The 17,273-nt window shown below is 73.7% G+C and carries 9 protein-coding genes; 3 read left to right on the plus strand and 6 right to left on the minus strand.

What is annotated here, in order from left to right:
* Positions 1–77 precede the first annotated feature (77 nt).
* From E6R62_RS06955 to E6R62_RS06965, 3 genes are all read right to left on the minus strand, one after another.
* Positions 78–7,577, minus strand: a complete 7,500-nt coding sequence (locus tag E6R62_RS06955) for a non-ribosomal peptide synthetase (RefSeq protein WP_136212409.1) — start codon at positions 7,575–7,577, stop codon at positions 78–80.
* A 223-nt stretch (positions 7,578–7,800) separates the two neighbouring features.
* Positions 7,801–8,082 carry an SHOCT domain-containing protein gene (locus tag E6R62_RS06960; RefSeq protein ID WP_136212410.1) on the minus strand — a complete coding sequence of 94 codons (282 nt, stop codon included), beginning with the start codon at positions 8,080–8,082 and terminating at the stop codon, positions 7,801–7,803.
* 46 nt (positions 8,083–8,128) lie between these two features.
* Entirely contained in the window at positions 8,129–8,611 is a 483-nt protein-coding gene (locus tag E6R62_RS06965; RefSeq protein WP_240801518.1) for a DUF6325 family protein, read from the minus strand.
* Between the two features lie 323 nt (positions 8,612–8,934).
* Here E6R62_RS06965 and E6R62_RS06970 point away from each other — a divergent pair, with 323 nt between their 5' ends.
* Positions 8,935–9,921, plus strand: coding sequence for a YhjD/YihY/BrkB family envelope integrity protein (locus tag E6R62_RS06970; RefSeq protein ID WP_240801519.1), 987 nt, complete (start codon positions 8,935–8,937; stop codon positions 9,919–9,921).
* 122 nt (positions 9,922–10,043) lie between these two features.
* Complete coding sequence (locus E6R62_RS06975; protein ID WP_136212411.1) at positions 10,044–11,669, plus strand: MFS transporter; 1,626 nt, start codon at positions 10,044–10,046, stop codon at positions 11,667–11,669.
* A 9-nt stretch (positions 11,670–11,678) separates the two neighbouring features.
* Here E6R62_RS06975 and E6R62_RS06980 read toward each other — a convergent pair whose 3' ends face one another.
* A complete protein-coding gene (locus E6R62_RS06980; RefSeq protein WP_136212412.1) occupies positions 11,679–12,998 on the minus strand; it encodes a hypothetical protein in 1,320 nt (439 codons plus the stop codon).
* A 326-nt stretch (positions 12,999–13,324) separates the two neighbouring features.
* Positions 13,325–14,734 (minus strand): DUF2252 domain-containing protein, encoded by a 1,410-nt coding sequence (locus E6R62_RS06985; protein WP_136212495.1) that lies wholly within the window; start codon positions 14,732–14,734, stop codon positions 13,325–13,327.
* A gap of 159 nt (positions 14,735–14,893) precedes the next feature.
* Between E6R62_RS06985 and E6R62_RS06990 the strand changes: the two genes are divergently transcribed.
* A complete protein-coding gene (locus E6R62_RS06990; protein ID WP_136212496.1) occupies positions 14,894–16,207 on the plus strand; it encodes a diacylglycerol kinase family protein in 1,314 nt (437 codons plus the stop codon).
* A 24-nt stretch (positions 16,208–16,231) separates the two neighbouring features.
* Here the strand turns inward: E6R62_RS06990 and E6R62_RS06995 are convergent, their stop codons facing one another.
* Positions 16,232–17,197 (minus strand): pirin family protein, encoded by a 966-nt coding sequence (locus E6R62_RS06995; protein ID WP_136212413.1) that lies wholly within the window; start codon positions 17,195–17,197, stop codon positions 16,232–16,234.
* Positions 17,198–17,273 lie beyond the last annotated feature (76 nt).

Below are 17,273 nucleotides of genomic sequence, written 5' to 3' on the forward strand. Positions count from 1 at the left end.
GTCGGGAAGGGGGCGGGGCGCGGGGATGCGGGCCGGGCGGGCGCGCGCCCCGCGCGGCCCCGGCGGGTCGCGGAGGGTCAGCGGGCGTCGGCGGCGTCGAGCGCGGCGCGGACGGCCGCCGCGATGTCGGCGGCGTGCGGGAGCCGCATCATCCCGTAGTGGTCCGTCGGGAGCTCGTACGACGTGAAGCCGTCCGGCACCCGGGTGGCCCACCGCTCGGCGGCGCGGTCGGCGGCGCCGCCGGCGCTCTGGTGGAAGTGCACGGGACCGGCGTACACCGGGGGGCGGTAGCGGGCGGCGGCGAGCAGACCGGTGCGGAAGACCGTGTAGTACCGGGCCAGTTCGGCCGCGTCCACACCGGGCGCGATGTCGCTCCGCGCGACCTGCTCGGCGAGCGCCCCGATCCGTCCGGCCGCGGTCGTCCGCGCCGACAGGGCGGTGCGCAGGTCCGACAGCGTCTCCTCCCCCGGGTCGACGCCGGCGGAGCGGGCCAGGTCCTCGTGAAACCACTCCAGGAGGACGGTGTCGTCCTCGGGCACCCGGTCCGGCTCGGGATAGGCGGTGTCCAGGAGGGTGAGGGTGGCCACCTCTTCGCCCGCCGCCCGCAGTTGGGCGGCCATCTCGTAGGCCAGCAGTCCGCCGAAGGACCAGCCGGCCAGGTGGTAGGGGCCGGCCGGGCGGACTCGGCGCACGACGGCCACGTGGGCCGCGGCGAGCTCCTCGACCGAGGCGGTCCCGGCGTCCCGCGTCGTGTCCGGGGCTTCCCCGGCGGTGGGGGCGAGCCCCGGCGCCGTGAGTCCGTAGACGGGCCGTTCCCGACCCAGGGCGCCGGCGAGCGCGCGGTAACAGAAGACGTGGCCGCCGATCGGGTGGACGAGGAAGAGCGGGTCGCGGTCTCCGTCGGGTTCGATGCGCACCACCTGGTCCGTCGTGGCGCCCCGGAGTCGGTCCCGCAGCAGCGCCGCCTGGCGGGCCACCGTGGGGTGCTCCATGACGGCCTGCACGCCGAGGCGTTCGCCGAACTCCCGGTTGATCCGCCCGATCAGCCGCAGGGCGACGATGGAGTGGCCGCCGGCGGCGAAGAAGTCGTCGTGGATACCGACCGGGCCGGTGTCGAGGAGCTGCCCCCAGATACCGACCAGGCGCGACTCGGTCTCGTCGCGGGGCGGCGCCGGCAGCCTCCCGCCCCGGGCGTCCGCGGGGTCCGGATCGGGCAGGGCGGCGCGGTCGAGCTTGCCGTTGGCGGTCAGCGGCAGGGCGTCGAGCCGGACCCAGGCACCCGGGACCATGTACTGCGGCAGTCGGTCGGCGGTGTGGCGGGCCAGTTCCGCCGGGTCCGCGGCGCCGTCGGGCGAGACGACGTAGGCCACGAGCCGCTCGCCGCGCGCCAGGACGGCGCAGGCGTGCACCTCCGGGTGTTCGGCCAGGGCGGCTTCGATCTCGCCCGGTTCCACCCTCAGTCCGCGGATCTTCACCTGGTGGTCGGTGCGGCCCGCGTACTCGATGGCGCCGTCCGCCCGGTACCGGGCCAGGTCGCCGGTGCGGTAGAGGCGGCGGACCGTCCCGTCGGGGGCGGTGCGCCGTATGAAGCGTTCCGCGGTGAGATCGGGGCGGCCGTGGTAGCCCTCGGCGAGACCGACGCCCTCCAGCATCAGTTCGCCCGTCACCCCCAGGGGGACCTCGGCGAGCCGGGAGTCCAGGATGTGGGTTCGCATGTTCGCGATGGGCCGGCCGATGGGGACCGTGTCGCCGCCGTCGGGACGGCAGTGCCAGGAGGTGACGTCGACGGCCGCCTCCGTCGGACCGTACAGGTTGTGCAGCTCCACCCCGGGAAGCAGTCGCAGGAACCGGTTCCGCACCTCGGGCGCGAGCGCCTCCCCGCTGCACACCACCCGGGTGAGGCCGGCGGCCCCCTCGACGGCCCGCGGGTCGTCGAGGAACACGCTCAGCATCGAGGGCACGAAGTGTGCCGTGGTCACGGACTCGGAGCGGACGAGCTCGGCCAGGTACACCGGTTCCCGGTGGCCGCCGGGACGGGCGACGACGATCGTGGCGCCGGTCAGCAACGGCCAGAACAGCTCCCACACCGAGACGTCGAAGGTGTACGGGGTCTTGTGCACCACCCGCTCCCCCGGCCGCAGGCCGTACTCCTCCTGCATCCACAGCAGCCGGTTGGCGATCGCCCGGTGCGAGACCACGACGCCCTTGGGCTTGCCGGTGGAGCCGGAGGTGAAGATCATGTACGCCGGGTCCTCGGGCGCGGCGTGCCGTACGGGCCCGGTCGCGAGGCGGTCGACGCCGCCGATCCGGCCGTCCGCGCCGCCCGTGGGGTGTGCGTCCTCGGTGCCGTCGCCGTCGTCCGCGCGGACGACGGTGGCCCCGGCGGCGCGCAGCGGCTCCTCCCACCGCTCGTCGGCCACCACCACCCCGATCCCCGCCTCGGCGACCAGCGCCAGCACCCGGGCCCTGGGGTGCTCCGGGTCCAGCGGTACGTACGCGGCGCCGGACTTCAGCACGGCGAGCAGCGCGACCGGCAGCTCCAGGGAACGGTCCAGCAGCAGCCCGACGAAGGAGCCGGGGCCGGCCCCGGCCGCCCGCAGCCGGACGGCGAGCCGCTCGGCGGCCTCGTCCAGGGCCCGGTAGCTCAGCTGGGCGCCCTCGAAGCGGACTGCCGGCGCGTCGGGGGTCGCGCGGGTCTGCGCCTCGATCAGCCGGGTCAGGACGTGCGGGCGGTCGTAGGCGCGGGCGGTGTCGTTCCACTGCGCGTAACGGTCCAGTTCGGCCGCGGACAACAGCCCGCGGCCGCGGACGTCGCCGTCCGGGGCGTCCGCCAGGTCCTGGAGGGCGGCCGTGTAGTAGCCGTGCACTTCGGCGATCTGGCCGGCGGAGAACTGCGCCGCGTCGAAGCGCAGGCCGAGTTCCAGGAGTCCGCCGTCGGGGGTGCGGGAGAACTCGGCGCCGAAGGCGAAGTCCGTGCCGGCCTCACCGGTCTCTTCCAGGACGGCGAACGCGGCGTCGGCGGGCCCGTCGCGCTCGATGTGGAAGTGCGTGAAGTTGAAGAAGGTCTCGAACAGCGGTGTGCCGCCGGTCGTGCGCAGGATCTCGGCGAGCGGGAACCGGCGGTGCTCGTGGACGGCCACCTCCGACTCGGCTATGTGCCGCACGAGTTCGCGCCAGGTCGGGCCGGCGGCGTCCAAGTCGACCCGCAGCGGCAGGGTGTTGAGGAAGACCCCGATCACCTTGTCCGCGTCGACCTCCTCGGGGCGCCCGTTGTGCACGACTCCGGTGGTCACGTCGTCGCTGCCGCCGAGCACGGCCATGACGCGCACGTGGGCGGCGAGCAGGACGGTGCGCAGCGGCACGCCCAGCCCGGCGGCCACGGTGGCCAGTCGCTCCTGGAGCCCGGCCGGCAGCGGCCGCAGGCACCAGTCCATCCGGGCGGGGCCACCCCGGGCCTCGGGACGGGGCAGACGGGCGACAGTGGCGCCGGCCGTCCGCTCGGTCCAGAAGGCCCGCTGGGCCGGGTCGGCGAGGGCCGCACGCTCCAGCGCGACGAACGAGGCGAAGCGCGACCGGGGGCCGGCGGCCGGCGGCGCCGGGGGCTCGGCGCCGCCCGGGTCGCCCGCTCCGTCCGGTTCGCCGGTCCCGCCCGGTTCGCCCGCTCCGCCCGTCGCGTCCGGGTCGCCCGTCCCGTCGGTGGGCTCCGCCGAGCACAAGTCCACGTAGCAGGAGCTCAGTTCGGTGAACAGCGACCGCTCGCTCCAGCCGTCCATGACGGCGTGGTGCTCCGCGATGAAGAGCTGGAAGTCCTCGTCCGAGCGCCGCTGGACGTGCAGGCGCATCAGCGGGGCGCTGTTCCAGTCGAAGGGGCGGCCGCGTTCCGCCGCGTAGCGGGCCGCGACGGCCGTCTCCCGGGCCTGGGGGTCGAGGCCGCCGAGGTCCTCGAAGGTGATCTCGGGCCGGGCCCCGCGGTGGACGAGCTGCAGGGGCTCCCCGAAGCCGTTCAGGTCGAAGGACGTACGGAGCATCTCGTGGCGGGCGGCGACCGACGCCACCGCGCGCCGCCAGGCACGCTCCGAGTACGGGGCTTTCACGTGGTAGGACGCGACGTTGTGGTACATCCGCCCGCCGGCGGCGGGCAGGTCGCTGTGGAACAGCATCCCGGCCTGGAGCCTGGTCATGGGGTAGGCGTCCTCCAGACCGTCCGGGAGCGCCGCCCGGTCGCGGTCGGCGAGCAGCGAGAACGGCTCGTACGGGCCCTGCCCCCGCGCCTCGGACGGGGCCGCGTCCCGCACCACCACGGTGGGCGCGAGGGCACGGACCGTCTGGTGGCGCATCAGGTCGACCACCGCGAAACGCATGCCCCGCTCCCGGGCGAGGGCCAGCACCTGGAGGGAGCGGATGGAGTCCCCGCCGAGCGAGAAGTAGTTGTCCTCGGCGCCGACCCGCTCGTGGCCCAGCACCTGCCCGATGATCTCGGCGAGCGCCGTCTCGACGGGGCCGCGCGGCGGCTCGTACGACCGGGCCGGTGCCAGGCCCGCGGTGCCGGGCGCGGGCAGTGCGCGCCGGTCCACCTTCCCGTTGGCGGTGAGGGGGAAGGCGGGCAGCGTCACGAAGGCGCCGGGAATCATGTACGCGGGCAGGCGTTCGGCGAGGTGGGCCCGCAGCGCCTCGACGGTGGGCGTCCCGTCCGCGCCCGGTACGGCGAGGTAGCCGACCAGGGTGTCGACGCCGGAGGCGTCCCGGGTGACGAGCGCGACCGCCGCGTCGACGAGGGGGTGGGCGGTGAGGGCCGCCTCGACCTCGCCGAGTTCGATCCGGAAGCCGCGCAGTTTGACCTGGCCGTCCATCCGGCCGAGGTATTCGAGGTCGCCGTCGGCCGGCACCCTGGCGAGGTCGCCGGTGCGGTACAGCCGCTCCCCCGCTCCGGCGGCGGGGGCCTCGGCGCCGGCCCGCGCGGCGTCCGTACCGGTCGCGGTGCCGGTCGCGGTGCCGTCGGGCGGGAAGCGCTCGGCGGTGAGCGCCGGGCGGTGCAGGTAGCCACGGGCCAGACCCGCGCCCGCGACGTACAGCTCGCCCACGGCGCCGCGCGGAACGGCGCGTCCCCGGTGGTCCAGGAGGTGCAGGCGCAGGTCGGGGATGGGTACGCCGATGACGCTGCCCCGGCCCTCTGCCGCGTCGCGGGCGGTGAGCGGGCGGTAGGTGACGTGCACCGTCGTCTCGGTGATGCCGTACATGTTGACCAGGCGGGGGCGGGCGTCGCCGTGGCGCCGGAACCAGCCGGCGAGCGCGCTGACGTCCAGCGCCTCGCCGCCGAACACCACGTGGCGCAGCGCGAGTCCCGGGTCGTCGGCGGTCCGTCGTTCCTCGTACTCCTCGTCGGCGCGGGCCAGTTGGTAGAAGGCCGAGGGGGTCTGGTTCAAGACGGTGACCCGCTCGTCGCGCAGCAGCCGGTGGAACTCCTCCGGTGAACGGCTGGTGGCGTACGGCACCACGACGAGCCGGCCGCCGTGCAGGAGGGCGCCCCACAGCTCCCAGACGGAGAAGTCGAAGGCGATGGAGTGGAACAGCGTCCAGACGTCGTCGCGGCCGAAGCCGAACCAGTGGTCGGTCGCGGAGAACAGCCGGGTGATGTTGCGGTGGGGTACGAGGGTGCCCTTGGGACGGCCCGTCGAGCCCGAGGTGTAGATGGCGTACGCGAGCTGGTCCGGGGAGACCGTGACGGCGGGGGCGGTCTCCGGTTCGGCGGCGAGTACGGCGGCGTCGGCGACGAGGTCGACGGTGTGCAGGGAGGGCGAGTCCCACAGCGGACGGGTGTCGTCGGCGCCGACCACGTGCGCGAGCCGGGCGTCCCCGATGATGTAGCGCAGCCGCTCGGACGGGTTGTCGGGGTCGAGCGGCAGGTAGGCGCCGCCCGCCTTGAGGATTCCGAGGAGGCCGGTCACGAGGTCGACGGAGCGGCGGACACAGAGGCCGACCAGGGTGTCGGGGCCCACGCCCTGCCTGATCAGCCGGTGCGCGACCTGGTTGGCCCGCCGGTCCAGTTCGCCGTAGGTGAGCCGGGTGGAGCCGTGGACGAGGGCCACGGCGTCCGGGGTACGGGCGGCGTGCTCGGCGAAACGCTCGTGCGCGCAGCCGGGGTGGGGCTCACCGGTCGGGGCCGGCTGCGGGGAGGTGAGGCCGGCCCGTTCCGGGGCGGACAGCATGGGCAGCCGGCTGACGCGCTCGCCGGGGCGGTCCGTGGCCGCGTCGAGCACGCGGGAGTAGTGCCGGGCGAACTGCTCGATGGTGGCGGCCTCGAACAGGTCGGCGCGGTACTCCAGCCGGCAGCGCAGCGCGCCGCCGGATCGCACGACGTCGAAGGTGAGGTCGAACTTGGCGGTACCGGCGGGCCCCTCGATCAGCCGGGCGCGCGGTCCGGGCAGCCCCTCGGTCATCCCGGCCTCGTCGTGGAAGCCGAACATGACGTCGAACAGCGGCGGCCCGTCCCCGGTGCGCACGGGGTCGAGGAGCTCGACGATCCGCTCGAAGGGGAGGTCCTGGTGGTCCTGCGCGTCCAGGACCGTGTCCCGTACCCGCTCCAGGTGCTCGCGGAAGCCCGGGTCGTCCGAGAGGTCCGCGCGCAGGACGAGGGTGTTGACGAACAGCCCGACGGTGTCCTGGAACTCCTCGCGGTTGCGGTTGGCCACCGGGGTGCCGACGAGAACGTCCTCGGTACCGGTGTAGCGGCTCAGGACCACCTGGAAGGCGGCGAGCATCGCCATGTACGGGGTGCTGCCGGTCGCGCGGCAGAGCGTCTGCATGCGGGCGACGACGGCAGCGGGGACCTCGAACTCGTACGTGGCGCCCGCCCCGTGCTCCGGGCCGTCGCCGGCGGCGGGCCGCCGGTCGCGGGGCAGCGGGGCGACGGTGAGTTCGCCGTCCAGTTGCCGGGCCCAGTGGTCCAGTTGCCGCCGGGCGGCCCCCGAGTGCAGCCATTCCTCCTGCCACTCGGAGAAGTCGGCGTACTGGAAGGCGGGCTCCGGCCGCGGGTCCGCGGTCTCGGCATGGGTCGCGGTCAGGGCCGCGTAGTCGGTGAGGAGTTCCCGGATCAGGATGGCGGAGGACCAGCCGTCGCCGACGATGTGGTGCATGCCCAGGGCGAGTACGACGCCGGTGCCGTCCCGCCCGGCGTCATCCCGGGTGTGCAGCGCCGCGGCCCTGAAGAGCGGGCCCGTACGCAGGTCGAAGGGCCGGTGGTGCTCGGCGGAGAGCCAGCGCGTGACGTCCTCGGGCGTGCGGGCCGTAGCCGTCGACCAGTCCAGCCGCGCGACGGCGTCGACGCACTGGAGCAGTTGCCCGTCGCGGAGCTCGAAGCGGGTGCGCAGGGCTTCGTGACGGTCCAACAGCCGCTGTGCGCACCGGCGCAGGACTTCGGTGTCCACCTCGCCGTCGAGGGCGTAGAACACCGGCATGTGGTAGGTCGGCCTGCCCTCCTCCATCTCGTGGAGGAAATACATCCGCTGCTGGGCGCGCGATGCACGGAACACGCTGACCGACGGCCCGGTGGGCCGACCGGTCGGATCCTGAGTGGCCAAGACAACTCCCTCGGCCGCACGCCCCTGGGACGCGCGGCGCCGACTCCGCTTGCTTGCCACTTCACCGTATGGACGGGCCGCCGCCGCGATAAGTCCCGTTTCGCCGGTCCCTGGTTCCCGGGACACGAGAAGACCCGCCGGCGGCCACCCTCGGACCCCCTGCTCGCGACGGACGGCCGGCGGACCCGGTGACCCGGGCCCGCCGGCACGCCGATGCGGAGCGTCAGCCGAGGAGGCGGCGCTTTTGCTCGGCGAATTCCTCCTCGGTCAGCACACCCTGTTCCTTGAGGGTGCTGAGCTGCTTGAGCTGGTCGATCTTGGCGCTCATGTCGTCGGCGGCGGGGGCCGCTGCCGGGGCCGGGGGCGGCGGGGGCGCGGCGTACTGCTGCTGGGTGTCCTGCTCGGCCCACCGGCCCGCCTGCCGCCGGGACACCCGGTTGGACACGGCGGTGGCGGTGCCGGCGACGACGGCGGTGCGGGCGATCCCGCGAAGAAGTCCGGGCATGGTGCTCATCTCCAGGGGTGCGGCGACCCGGGGGCCGCGGCCGTGGTCACTCGTCGGCCGACGGGACCTCCATGGCGTCCAGCGAGGCGAGCAGCGCCTGGACGGGAATCCGACCGCCCGCCACGAGCTGGGCGCCTCCGCGTCGCAGTTCACGGGCGAACGGCGCCGCCCAGGTGTTCTCGTACACGATGATCCCCGCCGAGTTCCCGGGTTCCAGCGCGCGGCCGGCTTCGTCGATGTCGCTCTGGTCCAGCAGACCCGACGAGGCCCCCTCGAAGACGGTGAGGTCGACCTCACCGCCGAAGTCCCGCAGCTCCAGCGCCTTGACCGAGCCGTCCAGGTCCTTGCGGACGAACATCAGGTCGAAGATCCGGATGATGCCCCGATCGACGAGGTCGACGAGGAGAGGGAGCCCCTTGCCCGTCATCCGGTTCCCCGGAAACTCGATCACGACGTAGTCGATGGGGCCCATGTCGTCGATGTCGCCGACGTCACCGACCCCGAGGGGTCCCTCGGCCTCGCTGGTCATGGCTGCTCCTGTGGGGTTCGGGAGGAACGAAGGCGGCATCGGACCCGGCCACCGATCCGCCGACGCGAACCCGGGCAACGGAGGCGGGAGCGAAACGTCACCTAGGTTCATTCCAACACCGGGCAGGCACCCGCGCACGTCCTGGCCTCGCCGATCGGCCACGGGCCCGGCGGCGGGCGCGCGAGGTCGAGGAGCACGGCTCGCGCTCCGCATGCGGTCACCGCCCCGGGCCCGGCCCGAGATGCCGTACCCGGTCGCGTCCTCCAACCTGGACGCACACGAAGGAGGCACCCCATGACGACGACTGCTCCATCGGCGCCGGTGTGGGCGTCGAGCAGTCCACCTCCCTCCCCACCGGCCTCCTCCCCCGTGCGCTGATGCCGCTCGGAAGGCTCAGGCGCGGGCGCCGGCGCCCGCGCACCGCCCCCCATCCGTCGTGGTGGCGGACCCGGTCGCGCAAGGCGGTGGCGGACGCACAGCGCCTCCAGCGTCAGGCCGAGGCCCGCTTCCCGGTGATCACCCACGTGGCGGAGCGCATGGTGGCGGTGAACATCTTCGATTCCGCGACACGGCTCGCCGCGCAGTGCTTCCTGACCGCCGTGCCGCTGCTCTTCGTCGTCGCCTCGGTCGCCCCGTCGGGCATGCAGCAGCAACTGGCCGACTCGCTGCGCGCCGTGTTCGGGCTCAGCGACCAGGCGAGCAAGCAACTGGACCAGGTCTTCCACAGCCCGGAGGGGGACTTCCAGAACGCGGTGGGACTGGTGGGCGGCCTGATGGTGCTGCTGTCCGCCACCGCGGTCAGCCGTGCCATGCAGCGCCTGTGCAAGCGGGCCTGGGAGATCCCGCGCACGGGGACCAGGATCGCGGTCTGGCGCTGGGTGGCCTGGATCGCCGCCTGGATCGTCGTGCTGGTCTTCCAGGGGCCGGTGCGGGACGGGTTCGGCCTCGGATTGTGGCTGGGCATCCCGCTCACGATCCTCATCCAGACCCTGGTGTGGTGGTGGTCCCAACACCTGCTCCTGGGCGGTCTGGTCGGCTGGCTCCCCCTGCTGCCGGGAGCGGTGCTCACCGCCGTGTCCGCCACGGCCCTGTGGGTCGCCGCGCAGTTCTACATGCCGCGCGCCCTCGACCGGGCCCTGAGCGGTTACGGCCCGGCGGGCTCCGTCTTCGTCGTGCTGTCCTGGCTGATCGTGGTGTGCGTGGCCATCGCCATCGGCATCACCACGGGCGCCGTGCTGGCGCAGGAGCCGTTCCTCGCCCGGCGGCTGGGCAGTCCACCGCCGAAAGGGCGGGGGACTGCGGGGGACTGAGTGCCCGTGTCCCGGCCCACGGGCGTGGCCCGGAGGGCCGCACGGCACACGGGTGTGCCCCGGTCGGCCGAGTCCACGGCGAGCCGACAGGCGGCCGTCCGGGCCCGTGGGAGGCTCCGTGCATGGCAGCGAAGGCACGTACGACGCCCGCGTCCGGGAAGGCGAAAGCCACGCAGACCGTCCTGCTGACGCTGGCGGCCGGTCAGTTCCTGATGGCGCTGGACAGCTCGGTCATGAACGTATCGATCGCCACGGTGGCGCAGGACGTCGGCACCACGGTGAGCGGCCTCCAAGGCGCGATCACGGCCTACACGCTGGTCATGGCGATGCTGATGATCAGCGGTGGCAAGGTCGGCGCGCTCATCGGTCGCAAACGGGCCTTCATGATCGGCTGTGTGATCTACGGATGCGGGTCGCTCACGACGTCCCTCGCCCCGAACCTTCCGGTCCTCCTTCTGGGCTGGTCGTTCCTGGAGGGGGTGGGCGCGGCACTGATCATGCCGGCCATCGTGGCGCTGGTCGCCTCGAACTTCGCGGTGGAGCGCCGGCCGGCCGCCTACGGGCTCGTCGCGGCCGCGGGAGCCGTGGCGATCGCGGTCGGCCCGCTCATCGGCGGTGTGGCGACCACCTACTTCTCCTGGCGCTGGGTGTTCGCCGGCGAAGTGGTGGTCGTACTGGCCATCCTCGTGCTCGCCCGCCGGGCAGCCGACGCGCCGCCCGACCACCGGCCGCGCATCGACGTCCCGGGCGCGATCCTGTCCGCCCTGGGCATCGGGTTGTTCGTCTTCGGCGTGCTGCGCACCAGCGAGTGGGGCTGGTTCCGACCCAAGGCCGGTGCGCCGTCCTGGTTCGCCCTCTCCCCCGTCGTCTGGCTGATCCTGGCCGGCCTCCTGCTCCTCTGGGTCTTCTTCCGCTGGGAGGAGCGCCTCGTCGCACGCGGTAGGGAACCGCTCGTGGATCCGGAGCTCCTGCGCAACCGGCAGCTCACCGGCGGTCTCACGATGTTCCTCTTCCAGTACCTCGTGCAGATGGGCGTGTTCTTCGTCGTCCCGCTCTACCTGTCCGTCGCGCTGGGCCTGTCCGCCATCAAGACGGGCGTGCTGATCCTGCCGCTGTCGGTCTCACTGCTGGCCGCCGCGATCGGAATCCCCCGGTTCCGTCCGAACGCCTCACCGCGGCGCGTGGTGCAGCTCGGCATCCTGCTGATGCTGGCCGGCGCCGTCGTCCTGCTGATGGCCCTGGACGAGGATTCCGGAGCCGCCGTCGTCACCGTCCCCCTGCTGCTGATCGGACTGGGCATGGGGGCGCTGGCCTCCCAGCTCGGGGCGGTCACCGTGTCTGCCGTCCCGGACGAGCAGAGTGCCGAGGTCGGCGGTATCCAGAACACCGTCACCAACCTCGGGGCCTCGATCGGCACCGCCGTCGCGGGGTCGATCCTCATCACCGTGCTGACCGCGTCCTTCCTCGCGACCATCGAGGACAACCCGGCCGTCCCGGCCTCGGTCAAGGACCAGGCGAACACGCGACTCGTGGGAGGCGCGCCCTTCCTGTCGGACGCCCAGCTCACCGCCGCCCTCGACGAGGCGGGGACGCAACCGGCGGTCTCCCAGGCCGCCCTCGACGCGAACGCCAAGGCGCGGATCGACGGACTGCGGGCCGCACTCGCCGTCCTCGCCCTGGCCGCGCTGAGCGCGCTGTTCTTCACGCAGCGCATTCCCTCGAACCAGCCCGGGGCGGCGCGCCCCTGAGCCGCCGGCCTAGCGCGGACCGACCGGTGGGCCTCCCCCGGCGGCCGCCGGGTGCTCGGCGTCCTGGGCGTCCTCGGCGAGGAAGTCCGTCACGGCGAAGGCGAAGAGGAGCGCGAGGGCGAGGCCGACGACGACCCAGCCGGTCGGGTGCGGCCACAGGACGAAGGCGACGACGGCGGCCGCCACCAGGATCCAGGTGATCCAACGGCGGTGGCGTCCCACGAAGACGCCGACCGGGCCCGTACGCAGGCCTGCCCGGTCGGCCGAGGCCCGGGTGGCGGCGATGCCGGAGTGCCAGGCCTGGCGGACCACCGTGGCGTACCGCCCGGGCCCCGAGAGCCATGCGGCGAGCGCCAGCACCACGCCGAGGACCACGACCATGCGGATGGTGATGCGCAGGAACCGGACCAGCGCGTCGTACACGGAGGCGGCGGCCGGCTGGGAAACGGTGTCGGGCAGCGCGTTGAGGTAGACCGTCCGGAAGACCGTCAGCGCGATGCCCAGGATGAGCGCCGCGAGGGCGAAGCCGAGGGCCGAGGCGATCAGTGTGCGACGCCGGTGGGCGGCCAGCAGGACACCGGCGACGACGAGAACGACGGCCAGGATGGGCAGCCACACCCCGACGAGTTCGAGCAGCCTGAAGCCCGTCTTGACGCGGCCGATGTCGTCCGACCGGAGGATGGTGAAGTCGGTGTGGATCTGGGGGATCTTGGCGGCCACGCCGAGCCCGGCGTCCACCAGCCGGGTCTTCACCTGTTCGATCACGGGGGCGAGGTCGAGGGTGACCGAGTCGTTCTTGATCTGTACGGCACCCTCCTTGTTCCCGGTGAGGGCGCTGACGAGTGCGGTGTGGACCGTACGGTTGGCGCCGGTCCAGATGGTTTCGAAGGCTTGGGAGGAGACGACGTCCTCCGCCTTGTCGTGCACGAAGCTGCGAACCGCTCCCTCGAGCCCGTCGCCCAGCTTGCCCAGCGCCTTCTGCGCCAAAGGCCGTTGGTCGGGCGCGACGCCCTCCAACAGGGACGGCAGGTCGATGTGCTCCATGACGGCGCCCGTGACGCGGTTCGCGACGGCCGCCTGCACGTCGGGGTCCGAGGCGAGCGGGGCGACGGTGGACACGTAGCGGTCCGTGTCGCCCACGATGTCCGCCGTCCAGGCGGCGACGATGCCCAACGGGGCCAGGACACAGCCGATGACGATCAGCAGCGCGGACAGGAACGAACGCAGTCGGGGTGGCCGGTGTCCCGGCCGCTTCGCGGCCTGCGCCTCCAGCGTGGCGATCCGCGCCCGGAGAGCCGCGATCTCGCTCTGGTTTCCTTCGTCCGCCATGGCAGCCCTCCTGCAGGTCGTGTCCCAGACAACCGCGACCCGCCCCGCCCGGCGAGCAGGGCGACCCAACCGGGTGAGGCGTCGCGTACGCCGGCGGACACCGGGGTGGGGAGGCGCGGGGCCCGAAGGGCCGGGGCAGCGCGTCACCGAGCCCGCCCCGGCACGCGCGGCGCGGGGCGGGCTCGGGGTGGGGTGGGGTGTCGCGTCCGGGCGGCGACGCCGGTTCGGTCCGCCGGTTCGGTCCGCCGGTTCGGTCCGCCGGTTCGGTCCGCCGGTTCGGTCCGCCGGCGGGAGGTGGCGGGTCCTGAGCGGGAGGCGACGGGTGGTCAGCCCTGGGCCGTCGCTATCCGGCCGGTGCGCGCGGCCTCTACGAGCAGGTCGTAGTCGCGTTGGTTCTGGTCGGCGTACGCTTCGGCGAATCCGACCAGCGCGCGGTCGAAGGCGTCCCCCGTACCGAGGTAGGCGGCGATGGCGACGGGATCGCCGGAGCGCGCATGGCCCCGGGCGAGCGAGAGACCGCAGGTACGGGCCAGGAGACCCAGGCCCTCCGGCCGCATGGTCTCCGCGGGCAGGGCGCCCTTCCAGTCGAGCAGTTGCCTGACGTAGAAGTCCCGACGCCGGCCGTCGATGCCCGTGACCTGCGCCCAGCCGAGGAAGATGTCGCTGGTGGCCTGCATCAACCGCTGCCCGGTCACGACGCGCCTGCCCTGGCTCTCGTACGCGACCGGGGTGACGTAGGGGGCCACTACGGACTCCCCGGCCTCCTTCGCCTGGAGCAGCAGGGGGTCGTCCTCGTCCCGGCCGGTCAGCACGACGATCCAGCAGCGGGTGCCGACGCTGCCGACGCCCACCACTTTGCGGGCCGCGTCGACGACGTGGAAGCGCCCGAGCAGCTCCCGGCGCTCGGGCGGGAGGCTCTGCCCGTAGGCGTCCATGATCCCGCGCACGGCGGTGTCCGCGTCCGGCCCGGCGGACTCCTCCAGCAGGTCGGACAGGGGGACGATCAGCGGCGGATCGGGCACGATGCGCAGCTTCCCGTCGGCCCGATGGGTGAGCTTGGCGAACGCCTGGAGGTGGTCCCTGGCCTTGGCCTTGGCGAAGACCCGGTCGGTCCGGCGCAGCGCGCGCTCGCCGCCCTGCGCGGCGATCAGGCGCAGGGCGTCGGAGTCGTCCTGGGCGTACCAGACGTCCAGGACGCGCATGCCGGCGAGACGTTGCATCCGCCGTCGGTACGCGGCGGCGGCCTCGCGTACGACCGCGGCCCGCTCCTCCACCGTGAAGCCGTTCTCACGGCCGGCGACGGCGAGGCTCGCCGCGAGACGTTTGACGTCCCATTCGAAGGGGCCGGGGTGGGTCTCGTCGAAGTCGTTCACGTCGAATACCAGGGAACGCTCGGGCGAGGCGAAGAGACCGAAGTTCAGCACGTGGGCGTCGCCGCACAGTTGCACGGTCAGGCCGGTGTGGGGTGCCGCTCCGAGGTCGGCGGCCATGACGGCGGCGGCCCCTCGGTAGAAACGGAAGGGTGACTGGAGCATGCGGCCGTACCGGACGGGGACCAGCTCCGGAACGCGCGTCGCGGCCTGGCCCCGGAGGATGTCGACGGGGTCGGGTCGCTCCGTGGCCGGTTCGAACCGGGCGTGCTGGGAGCGCGGTACGTTCGCGCGCGCCGCCTTGCCGCGCTGGGCGCGCTCGGCCGGCGTGAGCGCGCCGCCCTCGGCTGCTTCGGACATGGCCATGGCCCTGCCGCCTCCTGCCTGCGCCGCGCCCCGCTCTGCCTCCATGCTCACGTCCCGCCGCCTTGATCGCATGCCATACGCCTCACCGGGGCCCGACGACGCGTCCGCAGTACGGTGGCCGTACGGGTTCTACCCCGGACGGGAGGTGGCAGCGTGAGCATGCACGCCAAGGCCCGAGCGGCCCTGCTGTCCGGTGCGGCGGCGCTCGTCGTCATGCTGGTCTTCGCCGGGTTCCGCAGCTTCGTCCTGATAGCGGTGGGGCTGGCCGGGGTGGCCGTCACCGCCGCCTCGGGTTGGCTGTTCCTGGCACACCGCGGGCCGGTCCGGTGGCTCTCCCTGGCGGTCGGCCTCGCCGCCCCCGTGGCGCTGGTGGTCGCCTACGCGTACACGGGACTCCTGTGGGTGGTGCTGTGCTCGCTGGCCCTGTGGGCGTCGGCCGTGGCGGCCGGGCGGGCGGCGTTGGCCGATGAGGCGCGGTCGAGGATGCCGGGGCGTCCGGCACGGCCGCCGCGACACCCGTTCCTGATCATGAATCCCCTGTCCGGGGGCGGAAAGGTGGGTGCCCACCACCTCCGGGAGAAGGCCGAGGCGCTGGGCGCGGAGGTGGTGTTGCTCGACCCGGAGCACCACCAGGACGTCACCGCCCTCGCGCGCGGCGCCCTGGACCGTGGCGCCGATCTGGTCGGCGTGGCCGGCGGCGACGGCACCCAGGCCCTGGTCGCCGCCGTCGCGGCGGAGCGCGACGTGCCGTTCCTGGTCATCAGTGCCGGCACGCGCAACCATTTCGCCATGGATCTCGGGCTGGACCGACAGGACCCGGCCACCTGTCTGGACGCGCTGACCGACGGGGTCGAACTCCGGGTGGACCTCGGTCGCATCGGGGACCGGACCTTCGTCAACAACGCCTCGTTCGGAACCTACGCGGAGGTGGTGCAGGACCCCGCGTACCGCGACGACAAGATCCGTACGACGCTGGGCCTGCTGCCGGACCTGCTGGCCCACCAGACGGGGCCCCGGCTGACGGTGCGCGCCGACGACGGCACCGCGGTCGAGGAGCCCCAGGCCGTGCTGGTGAGCAACAACCCCTACGGCACGGGTGACCCGGCCGGCCTCGGCCGGCGCCCCCGCCTCGACTCCGGTCGCCTCGGCGTCCTCGGGGTGAAGGTGGACAACGCCGCCCAGGCCGCCGGCGTCCTGCGCGGCCGGAACTTCGCGGGGTTGACGGCGACGACGGCCCGCGAGGTGGTGGTGGAAGCGGACGCACCGCTCGTCCCCGTCGGGATCGACGGGGAGTCGCTCACGATGCCGGCACCCGTACGCTGCCGCGTGGAGCCCGGTGCGCTGCGCGTGCTGGTGCCCAGGCGCCGGCCCGGCAACCGCGGGGCCGTCCCCATGAACTGGGCCAGGGTACGCGGACTGGCCCTCGGCACGAACCACACCGCGGGCCCGAGCCAGAGCCCCCCGACCGCCTGACCCCCTCCGCCGCCTGTCGGCGGCTCAGCGCACCCGTCCCCGCGGCTTGAGGTGTGTGGGCGGGAGTTGCGGAGCGGGGATCGGCGGGCCGTCATAGCCCTTCACCTCGCCGAAGCGGGTGCCGTCCATCCAGTCCTCGCGGGCCCGCGCGATCTCCTCGTGGGACCGGCCGATCCAGTTCCAGAACATGACGATCTCCTCCTCGAACGGTTCGCCGCCCAGGAGCATGACGCCCGCGTCCGAGGAGGCCCGCAGGGGCAGTTCCGTGCGGCCGCAGCCGAGGTAGAGCATCGAGCCCGGCAGGAGCGGGACGCCGTCCACATGGGTCTCGCCCGACATCGACAGGACCGCGTACTCGAAGTCCGGGTCGAGCGGCAGCCGGGTTTCGGTGCCCGCCGTCAGGGCGAGGTCCGCGCCCACGATGGGGGTGTAGGCCGTGCCCGGCGAGGTGGCCTTGTCCAGGGTGCCCAGGATGACCGTCGCGGTCAGGCCCGGGGCCGTGACCCGGGGCAGGTCCGCGTGGTGCTGGAAGTGCGGGGCCACGTCGCGGTGGGCGTCCGGGAGGGCCACCCACAGCTGGGCGCCGTGCAGGAGCCGGGCGTGCGGGCGCGGGCTCTCCTCGGAGTGGCTGATGCCGCGGCCCGAGGTCATCAGGCCCAGCTCGCGGGGGCGGATCGTGGCGAGGCTGCCCACGCTGTCACGGTGCAGGACCTCCCCCTCGTGCAGCCAGCTCACGGTCTGCAGGCCGCAGTGCGGGTGGGGCGCGACCTGCATGCCGGGCTCGTCGGCGATGTCGTCGGGGCCGTAGTGGTCGACGAAGCACCAGGCGCCCACCATCCGGCGGCCCAGGTTGGGCAGCAGCCGGCGGACCTCGGTGGACTCACCGAGCTTGACCTTGCGCGGGCTGAGGAGCTCGCGTACCGGCTCGGCGACGACGAAACCGCGGCCGCCGCAGACGGAGAGAGCGGGCTGGCGATCGAGATTGCTCATACCGCACAACTTAGTACCGCCGGGGCCGCTTCGTTCCACGGAATGCGCGGGGACGCCGCCGCGTTGGAGGGACCGG

It is taken from the genome of Streptomyces sp. A1136 (genome assembly GCF_004795055.1).
GTDB lineage: Bacteria > Actinomycetota > Actinomycetes > Streptomycetales > Streptomycetaceae > Streptomyces.